This is a genomic window from Micromonospora sp. NPDC051924 (genome assembly GCF_055586005.1).
This window is the reverse complement of the sequence record NZ_JBVJJA010000099.1, coordinates 1-8674: the sequence shown is the minus strand read 5'-3', so window position 1 is coordinate 8674 and position 8674 is coordinate 1. Positions and strand designations below refer to the sequence as shown.

Sequence of the window (8674 nt, the reverse complement as noted above, 5' to 3'; positions counted from 1 at the left end):
TCGCTGCGCGTCCTACCCCAACCACACATCAGAAACTCCATTCCCCCAAACACCCCCCCCCCCCCCCCCCCCCCCCCCCCCCCCCCCCCCCCCCCCCCCCCCCCCCCCCCCCCCCCCCCCCCCCCCCCCCCCCCCCCCCGCGGCCGTACCTGCTGGCGCACAAGGACCAGATCGTCGACATCTCCTGCGACTCGGTGGCCGACGGCAGCCGGATCGACAGCCCCGAGCTGATGGCCCTCTACGGCCTCAGCATCCCGGAGCAGCGGGTCGGCGCCTGACCGGGCTCATCCTCTCTGGCATGGTTGCGCTTGCTTCGGCAAGGTGAGAACTTCGGCTACGTCGTTGGTGATGGCGATCGTGTGCTCACTGTGCGCTGTCCGGCAGCCTGTCGCGCTTCGGAGCGTCCAGCCATCGGCATCGGTGACGAGCTCGGCGGTGTCCGCCATGACCCATGGCTCCAATGCCAGCAGCAGCCCGGGGCGCAGCCGGTATCCGCGACCGGGCCGCCCCGTGTTTGACACGTGCGGGTCCTGATGCATCGTCGATCCGACGCCATGACCGCCGAACTCGGTGTTGATCGAATATCCCGCCGCGCTGAGGACCGAGCCGATGGCATGGGAGATGTCGCCGATGCGAGCCCCTGGTCCGGCCGCGGCTATCCCGGCGCTCAATGCGCGCTCGGTCGCGCTGATCATCGCAACGCTCTCCGGAGGGTTCGAGTCGCCCACGATGAAGCTGATGGCGGAGTCAGCGACAACTCCGCCTCTGGAGACGGCGAGGTCGAGCGTCAGCAGGTCGCCGTTGGCAAGCGGGTAGTCGTAGGGCAGTCCGTGGAGCACGGCGTCGTTGACTGAGGTGCAGATGTAGTGGCCGAACGGTCCGCGTCCGAAGGACGGCTCGTAGTCGACGTAGCAGGACTGCGCTCCGGCCTCGTTGATCATCGCTTGGGCCCAGAAATCGATGTCCAGGAGATTCGTGCCCACCTCGCAGCGACTCCTCAGCGTCTGCAGGATGTCGGCGACCAGGGCGCCCGCCTCCCTGGCTCGTGGCAGTTCGGTGGGGTTCAGGATCTCGATCATGCGACGCCTTACTCGGTCAGCCAATAAGTATCCCGGCCATATTATCCCGGTACTAGAATCGGAGCCATGGTCAGGTTGCCGCTCACTCCCGCAGAGGTCGAACGCGGACAGCGCCTCGGCGCCCTCCTGCGTCGAGCCAGGGGGGAGCGTTCGATGCTCGGCACCGCGCTGGACGCAGGTGTCTCGCCGGAGACTCTTCGGAAGATCGAGTCCGGTCGCGTGGCCACCCCTGCCTTCCCGACCATCGCTGCGATCGCCGACGTCCTCGGCCTTTCCCTCGATGCGGTGTGGTCGGAGATCAACCAGTCGGGCGGCGGGGTCGAATTCGCAAGATCAGGTCGCAACGAACGTGAGCGGTTGGCCTCCTAAGTCTCGATCCCGCAGCTTCGAGCCGCCGGACGGCGGCTCCAGACCGAGCCGGTCGGCCAGCCCCTCGGCCGCCGGCGCGAGACCGGGCGGTGGGGGTCGGCGGGTGACCATGAAGAGGGTGAACCGGCCCGGCACCGCCACGGGCGAGACCTGTTCGTCCGGCGCGGCGTAGGCGAGCGCTAGTCCACGCGGCAGGACGACCGGGCAGCGGAGCAGCCGGCCCATCCGTACCGCGGTCTCGGCGGTCGCGGCCGGCTTCGGCCGGGCACCGAGTGCGGAGAGCCGCCGGTGGAGAGCGTCGGCGGACGCGTCGTAGGTGTGCGCGACCACGTCGAGGCCGGCGAAGGGCCGGCGCCCGCCACCGAGTCGTACCGCCGCTGGGGTGAGCACGGCCAGTTGGTCGGTGGCGACCGGTACCGCGGTCACCGTGGCCGGTAGGCGCACCTGGTTGGCGATCGTGACGAAGGCGGCGTCCAGCGAACCCTCGCCGACCCAGCCGACCAGGCGGTCGCCGTGGTCGGTGATCTGGTGCAGCGTGACGTCGCCGAGCAGCTCCACCAGGGCGGGGAACAGCCACGCCGCCAGGCTCGCGAAGGTGCCGACGGTCAGTACCTCGCCGCGCGCCGCCGCCCGCGTACGGTCGAAGATCGCCTCCAGGTGGCCGAGTACGTGGGCCGCCTCCGCGGCCAGCGCGCGGCCGGCCGGGGTGGGCCGCGCCCCGGTGGTGTCGCGGTCGAAGAGCCGCTCGCCGATCCGCCGTTCCAGCGCCGCAAGCCGGTTGCTCGCCGCCGGCTGGCTGATCCGCAGCTCCCTGCCGGCCGCGCCGAGGGACCCGTGCCGGAAGAGCGCCTCGACGAGCCGGAGATCCTCGACCGAGGGTAGGGAGGTCATACGTGCAGGTTATGAGGCGCGGTGTCGATCCGCCAGCTACCGCCGAATCCGGCCCCACCAGAGGATCGTTCTGTGACCACCCGCCGCGACATCGCCGCCATGCTGACCGCCACCTTCGTGAGCTGGATGGGGCAGCGCACCACCGCCGTCGCGCTGCCCCTCGTGGCGCTCGCCGAGACCGGATCGGCGTGGACCACCGGACTGGTCGGCGGCGCCGTCGGGCTGCCCGTGCTGACCTCGGCCTGGTGGGCCCGGGGCCTGCGGCAGCGGCTGACCACGGGACGTGCCCTCGCCGGCGTGCTCGCGGTCCAGGTGCTCGGCCTGCTCGTCATCCCGGTCGGCGCGGCGGCCGGCACCGTCGGCCCGGTCCACCTGGCCGGCGCCGGGCTCGTCACCGGCTGCGCCACCGCCCTCAGCGGGCCGGGACAGCGCGCGTTGCTCGCCGACATCTGCGACACCGCCGGTCCCGGCGTCGCCCCGCGCATGCTGGCATGGCAGGACTTCGCCCACCGCAGCACCATGATCCTGGCACCGCCGCTGGCCGGCTGGGCGGTCACCGTCGGCGGCCCGTTCCTGCTGCTGTGGGCGGAGGCGGCGGGCGTCACGGTCGGCGCGGCGCTGCTGCTGACCGTACGCGGCACCGCCTCGCCCGGGAACGACGACGCGGCCGGCGCCCCCGCCCTGCGGCAGGTGCTGGCCCGGCATCCCGCGATCGTCCGCGCGGTGACCATGTCCGGCGTGGGCGGGGCCACCTGGTTCGCCTTCACGCTCGGCCTCGCCATCCTCGGAGCGGAGACCGGCCGGCCCGGGCTGCTCGTCTCGGCCGGCATGACCGGTTACGGCGCCGGGTCGCTCGCCGGCGCGCTGCTCGCGCCGGTGCTCGTGCCCCGGCTGCCGCCGCTGGGCACGATGGCGACCGGCTGGATCCTGCTCGGCGCGACCTTCGCCGTGCTGCCCGCCGGCACCGCCTCCTTCGTGACCACCGGGTGCCTGGCCGCCGCCGGCGGTCTCGCCATGCCCCTCGGGATCGGCGCCGTCAACCGGCTGATCAGCACGCGTACCGAGGGTGCGGAACGGCGCGCCGCCTTCGCCGCGGAGAGCCTGGCGCACGACGGCGCCGTCTCGGTCGGCCTGCTCGCCGGAGGAGCGGTGATCGGTCTGGTCGGCGCGGCGCCGACGCTGGTCGTCGCGGGTGCCGCCCAGATCGCCGTCGGGCTCCTCGCCGGCCCCTGGCTGATCCCGGTGCGGCACGGCGGCCCGGTCCGGGCGGTGCGCGGCACGGCCTCCGGCCCGCCCGGGCGGCCCACCCGGCGGAGCGACCGCGGGTCGGCCGGTGCCCGGCCCCTCGACCGGGCGGTCCACGAACCGGCGGCGCGGTGACGGAGACCGGCGAGACCCGAGCGGGCCGGCGGCGCCACCGGCCAGACCTACGACCGGCGCGACGAGGCGGCGATGTTTCGCCGGCCGCCGGCCGGTGCTGCGGTTGCTCGCAAGTTGGGCGGACGCGCAGCCGGTGACGGGAGCGCGGGCCTTGTCGGTGGCCCGCGCTCAGTTCGCCGCGAGGCCGAACAGGGTGGCCGCGTTGCCCCAGCAGACCGCCCGCAGCCAGTCGTCGCCGAGGTCGAGCCGCGCCAGCCCGGCCAGCTGCTCCGCGTACGGATACGGGATGTTCGGGAAGTCGCTGCCCAGCAGCACCTTGCCGGCCAGGCCCAGCTCCCGCAGCCGGGGCAACTCCGCCGCGGGGAAGGGCGTGGCGTGGTCGAAGAACGAGGTGAACACCATGGTGGTGTCCAACCGGACCCGCTCGTACGCCCCGGCCAGGTCGAGGAACGCGGCGTAGTCCGGGGCGCCCAGGTGCGCCACGATCGCGGCCAGCCGAGGATGCCGGGCGAGCAGCACGGCGAACGGCGCCGGCCCGGTGTGCGCGGTGCCCACCGGAGCGTGCCCGGCGTGCACCACCACCGGCACCCCGGCGTCGGCCAGCACCCCCCAGACGGCGTCCAGCGCCGGGTCGGTCGGTGGGAAGCCGCCCACCTGAAAATGGACCTTGAACACCCGCGCCCCGGCGTCGAGGGCGTCCGTCACGTAGCCGACCGCCCCGGGCTCCGGGAAGAAGGTGGCCGAGGCCAGGCAGCCAGGAGTACGCGCGGCGAAGTCCAACGTCCACCGGTTCAACGCCGGCGCCATCCCCGGCCGGTGCGGGTACGCCAGCGCGGTGAACGCCCGGACCCCGAGCCGGCGCAGGTGCGCCACCCGGGCCTCGTCGTCCCACCGGTACCGGATCGGCCACTCCCGGCCGACCAGCGGCCCCGCCGCGTCGAAGTACGCCCACACCTTCTGCAGCAGCCGGGGCGGCAGGAAGTGGGTGTGCACGTCGGCGAGCCCGGGCAGCCCGAGCCGCCGCCAGAACCCGGGCACCGCCGCGTCCTCGGCCGGCGCCCGGTCCCGCTCCGCGTCGCTCACATCTCGATGTTGAACCGGTGCAGCACCGACGGCGCGACCAGCCCCACCGCGGCGAGCACCGCGAGCACGGTCAGGGCCGCCCGCAGCACGATGGTCTCGGCCTTGCTCCCGGTGCGCAGGGCGATGCTGTTCGGCAGGCCGACCATCAGCCACATCCGCCGCTTGATCGGGATCGGCCAGAGGATCGGCACGCCGGCCCGGGTGATCATGTCGCCGAGGATGTGCACGAAACAGCCCACCCCGACGGCGGTGCCGATCAGCGGATAGCCCCGATCACCGGGAAGGTTGGCGAAGGTGAACCAGGCGGCGGCCGCCGAGGCCAGGGTGACGATCACCCAGCCGGCCCGCTCGGCCCACTCGTCGAAGAGGCCGCGCAGCGCGAGCCCGATCATGAAGAACAGGATGCTGACGACCGCCCACTTGCCGAAGTGGGCGCAGAGCGTCGTGGTACCCCAGCCGACCAGGAGGGTGAACGGGATGGTGTGGGTCAGCGTGCGGTGGCCGTTGTTGCGGCGCGGGTCCTTGCTGAGCTTCGTCGCGTAGTAGACGCCGAGAGAGATCTTCTCCATCACCTCGGCGATGAACAGGCTGAACACCCCGAAGGTGCGGGCCACGGTCGCCCCGCCCTGGTTGCGGGTCACCTTGCCGGACAGGTCGAGGTCGGGGAAGAGTGCCCCGCCCGCACAGACCGCGGTGCCCACCGCCAGCGCCAGCGGCGTCTGGTGGTAGTCGGCGAACTGGTCCAGTGCCCAGGAGCCGGTCAGCCACACCGCCGCGCCGGACAGCGCGTGGGACGGTCCCATCATGTCGACTCGCCCTTCCCCAGAGATCTTGATCGACAAAACTACGCCACTGTAGTCAAGCCTTCGGGTCGCGGGGCATCACCCGGACGGTCCACTGGGGAAGCGGTCGACAGCGCTCCGCCGGTCTCGGCCGGATCACCAGGAAGTATGTGGTTCCGTACCGGCGCGTCGGACATTTCTGTCGGCGATGAGACGACCCGGCGTCAGCCGGCCGAGCGGGTGGAGCGGGCCGGCCGGAAGCTCTGCCGGATCACGGACAGCTGCGCGGCGCCGGCCGCCCAGTCGGCGTCCGAGGTGGTCCAGCCGAGCGTCCAGCCGCCGGCGTCGCCGGGCAGCACCCGCAGGGCGTGCATGCGTTCGCCGTACGGGGCGGTCCAGCGGCACTCCCACTCGGCGCCGCCGCCGGTTGCGGTGAGCCGGACCTGCTCGTACGCGGGCAGCCGGCCGCTCCCGGTCAGGTCCCGCTCGGCCGCCCGCAACTGATCCACCGGCTTGGCGCCGTCCGGATACGGCTCGACGCCGAGGATCCGGCGGTTGACCGGGTCCTGGAAGCAGGTGGTGTCGCCGGAGCGCAAATAGCGCCAGTCGGCCGGCACGGCGATCCGGAAGCTGCCGGTGTCGCCGTACCAGACCCAGCCGGCCGGCAGGGTGGCGTCGCCGGCGGGCGGTGAGCCTGGGGCCACCGGTTCGCCGGCGATGTCGGGCCGCACGCAGGGGAACGGTGGGGGTGGGGGCCGGCCCCCAGGCCCGTCCGGCGGCGGCCCGGGACGCCCGGGCTGGTGCTCCCACGGCTCGCCGGCCGGCCCGTGCCGGTCCGCCGCCGCGTCGGGTCCGGGACCGTCGTGGTCGTCGGTGACCGCCAGGGCGGTGCCGACCCCGGCGGACACGGTCAGCACCAGCGCCCCCGCCGCGAGCGCCCAGCGCCGGGCCAGCGCACGCCGGCGCTGCCGCCGCGCGTGGCCGCCCTCGTCGCCGCCGGCTGTCCCGGCGGTGTCGCCGGACCTGACCGACCGGCCCGGCCCGGACCCGGACGGGGTGTCGAGGTCGGCCTCGGGAAGGGCCGGGCCGGCGGGGGCGGATTCGCCGTCCGGCAGCCCCAGCGTGGCGTCCCCGCCGCCCGGGGCCGGCGGGACGCCCAGGTGGGCCGCTCGGCTCCACGCCCGCGCGGCGGCGGCCGGCGGTACGACGTCCGGGAACCCGCCCTCGGGTGGTGGGACCGGGGACGTGCCGGTGCTGTCCCAGCTCGATCCGGCGGCAGGCAGGCCAGGCAGGGCGTCGGCGTCCGGTCCGGTGGCGGCGGCGACCGCGAGCAGCCGGGCGGCGTCGTCGTGGCGCAGCCGGTGGCGCGGGTCGCGGCGGAGCAGCCCGACCAGCACCGGTTCCAGCGGCCCGGCGTGCGGCGCCGGGTCCGGTGGCTGGCTGGCCAGCGCGGTCAGCGTGGCCATCGCGGTGCTGCGCGCGTACGGCGAGCGGCCCTCCACGGCGGCGTGCAGGGTGGCGCCCAGCGACCAGAGGTCCGCCTCGACGCTGGACACCCCCTCGGCGGCGCGTTCCGGAGCCACGTACTGCGGGGAGCCCAGGACCAGCCCGGGCCGGGTCATCATGCCGTCGCCGCCGTCGAAGACGGCCAGCCCGAAGTCGGTCAGCAGCACCCGGCCGTCGCGGGCCAGCAGCACGTTCGCGGGTTTGACGTCGCGGTGCAGCACCCCGGCGTCGTGCGCGGCGCGCAGCGCGGCCAGCACCGCCAGCCCGATGCCGGCCGCCCGCCGGGGTTCCAGCGGCCCGTCGCTGTCCACGATCTCCTGCAGCGACCGCGACGGGACGTACTCCATGACCAGCCACGGGTCGTCGTCGACCCGCACCACGTCGTAGACCCGGACCACGTTGGGGTGGCTGAGCCGGGCGGCCGTCCGCGCCTCGCGCAGGGTACGGCCGCGCAGCTCGTCCCGCTCGTGCGCTTCGAGCCAGCTGGGCGGCACCACCTGCTTCACCGCCACCTCGCGGTGCAGCACCTGGTCCCGGGCGCGCCAGACCCGGCCCATGCCGCCACGGCCGACGAGGTCGAGCAGGCGGTATCGGCCGGCGATCACTACCTGCTGCACACCTCTCCTCACCGCTGGTCGAGGTCCACAATAGCCAGCGGATCGGGCGTCACCTATCGCCCGTCAGGGCGGCGCGGCTCAGCTCGCGGCCCCGGTGAGCAGATTTCCGTCCGGGATGGCGATGGCGGATCGGCCACCGGCCGGCAGGGCGGCGGCCCGGCGGGCCTGGAAGGTGCCGTGCTCCCGGCGGGCCGCGGCGTAGCTGCCGGCGGTGCGGGCGGCGATGGTGGCCCAGCCGTACCGTTCGGTGACCATGCGGCGGGCCCGGCGCGCCACCCGGCGGGCGAAGACCTCGTCGCCGAGCAGCCGGTCGACCGCGCCGGCCAGGGCGTCCGGGTTGCTGTGCGGGAAGGTCACCCCGGTGACGCCCGGCTCGACGATCTCCGCCAACCCGCCGGTGCTGGCCACCGCGAGCGGCGCCCCGGCGGCGGCCGCCTCCAGCGCGATCATGCCGAACGGCTCGTAGAGGCTGGGGATCACGGTGGCGTCGGTGGCGCCGAGCACCGCGGGGAGCTGCTTGGAGTCCAGGAAGCCGGTGAACCGTACGGTCTCGCCGAGGTGCAGCCGCCGCGCCTGGTCGACCAGTTCCTCCTGGTACGGGCCGTCGCCGGCGATCACCACCCGCAGCCCGGGGTGCCGGTCCCGCAGGTACGGCACCGCGTGCACCAGGTGCTGCACGCCCTTCTCGTACACCAGCCGGCCGGCGTACCCGACCAGGGGGCCGGGCCCGGCGAACCGGGCCCGGGCGGCGGCGACCGCGCGGGGGCCGGCGTGCCAGGCCCGGTCGTCCACCCCGTTGGGCACCACCTCGATCCGCCCGGCCGGGACGTCGAACAGCCGCGCCACCTGGTCACGCATGTAGCCGGAGCAGGCGATCACCCGGCCGGACTCCGCGGCCAGCCAGTGCTCGACGCCGTGGATGGTCCGGTTCATCTCCTCCGGCAGCCAGCCCTGGTGCCGGCCCGCC

General features: G+C 74.5%; 8 protein-coding genes and 1 pseudogene. 3 read left to right on the top strand and 6 right to left on the bottom strand.

The features are described from left to right. Window positions 1-140: 140 nt before the first annotated feature. Window positions 141-278, top strand: a pseudogene (locus ACZ6S5_RS34650) (nucleotidyltransferase family protein); the annotation flags it as partial. A gap of 6 nt (window positions 279-284) precedes the next feature. Here the strand turns inward: ACZ6S5_RS34650 and map are convergent. Next, the gene (gene map / locus ACZ6S5_RS34645; RefSeq protein WP_466006513.1) at window positions 285-1079 is read right to left on the bottom strand and encodes a type I methionyl aminopeptidase; all 795 of its coding nucleotides are present in this window, start codon (window positions 1077-1079) and stop codon (window positions 285-287) included. A gap of 66 nt (window positions 1080-1145) precedes the next feature. Between map and ACZ6S5_RS34640 the strand changes: the two genes are divergently transcribed. Continuing rightward, entirely contained in the window at window positions 1146-1448 is a 303-nt protein-coding gene (locus tag ACZ6S5_RS34640; RefSeq protein ID WP_466006512.1) for a helix-turn-helix transcriptional regulator, read from the top strand. Here ACZ6S5_RS34640 and ACZ6S5_RS34635 read toward each other — a convergent pair. Beyond that, window positions 1413-2339 (bottom strand): LysR family transcriptional regulator, encoded by a 927-nt coding sequence (locus tag ACZ6S5_RS34635; protein WP_466006511.1) that lies wholly within the window; start codon window positions 2337-2339, stop codon window positions 1413-1415. The genes ACZ6S5_RS34640 and ACZ6S5_RS34635 overlap by 36 nt on opposite strands. A 72-nt stretch (window positions 2340-2411) precedes the next feature. Here ACZ6S5_RS34635 and ACZ6S5_RS34630 point away from each other — a divergent pair, with 72 nt between their 5' ends. Further along, on the top strand, window positions 2412-3719 hold the full coding sequence (locus ACZ6S5_RS34630) for an MFS transporter (RefSeq protein ID WP_466006510.1): 1308 nt from the start codon (window positions 2412-2414) through the stop codon (window positions 3717-3719). A 168-nt stretch (window positions 3720-3887) separates the two neighbouring features. Here the strand turns inward: ACZ6S5_RS34630 and ACZ6S5_RS34625 are convergent, their stop codons facing one another. From ACZ6S5_RS34625 to ACZ6S5_RS34610, 4 genes are all read right to left on the bottom strand, one after another. Next, window positions 3888-4802, bottom strand: a complete 915-nt coding sequence (locus tag ACZ6S5_RS34625; protein ID WP_466006509.1) for an amidohydrolase family protein — start codon at window positions 4800-4802, stop codon at window positions 3888-3890. Continuing rightward, a complete protein-coding gene (locus ACZ6S5_RS34620) occupies window positions 4799-5608 on the bottom strand; it encodes a metal-dependent hydrolase (RefSeq protein ID WP_466006508.1) in 810 nt (269 codons plus the stop codon). Before ACZ6S5_RS34620 ends, ACZ6S5_RS34625 begins: the two co-directional genes overlap by 4 nt. A 200-nt stretch (window positions 5609-5808) precedes the next feature. Next, entirely contained in the window at window positions 5809-7707 is a 1899-nt protein-coding gene (locus ACZ6S5_RS34615) for a serine/threonine-protein kinase (protein WP_466006507.1), read from the bottom strand. Between the two features lie 78 nt (window positions 7708-7785). Further along, the coding region (locus ACZ6S5_RS34610; protein ID WP_466006506.1) for a glycosyltransferase family 4 protein at window positions 7786-8674 on the bottom strand (889 nt) is incomplete at its 5' end.